This window comes from Vibrio sp. SG41-7 (genome assembly GCF_014164465.1).
Taxonomy (GTDB): Bacteria; Pseudomonadota; Gammaproteobacteria; order Enterobacterales; family Vibrionaceae; genus Vibrio; species Vibrio splendidus.
Genome location: NZ_JACJFF010000379.1, coordinates 1 through 323 on the forward strand (window position 1 = coordinate 1; position 323 = coordinate 323).

Below are 323 nucleotides of genomic sequence, written 5' to 3' on the forward strand. Positions count from 1 at the left end.
TTGTGTTTACCAACCGCCGCCGAACCATGCTTAGAGCATTATGTTATGACGGCTCTGGCTTCTGGTTAATCAATAAACGCCTGAGCAAAGGCCGCTTTCAAGATTGGCCCCGTCATCACCAAGATAGGGTGACCCCTGTCGCCGCGAAGCAGCTTAAAGCTCTGTTGATGGGGCTGCCTGGCTGGCAAAAAGTATGATCGTACGCACACTATTCACCCTTAAATTATCGATCCTCACGATCATGTTGACCGATCCCACAATGCTGGAATAATTGAGCGCATCAGCACTGCAAGCCAGCCGACAGGAACTTAAATGGCGCAAGA

The 323-nt window shown here is 50.2% G+C and carries 1 protein-coding gene; it reads left to right on the forward strand.

The genetic code is table 11. The features are described 5' to 3' along the window. Positions 1–197, forward strand: a 197-nt coding sequence (gene tnpB, locus H5300_RS27220; RefSeq protein ID WP_182797404.1) for an IS66 family insertion sequence element accessory protein TnpB, incomplete at its 5' end; no start/stop codon positions are given. Positions 198–323 lie beyond the last annotated feature (126 nt).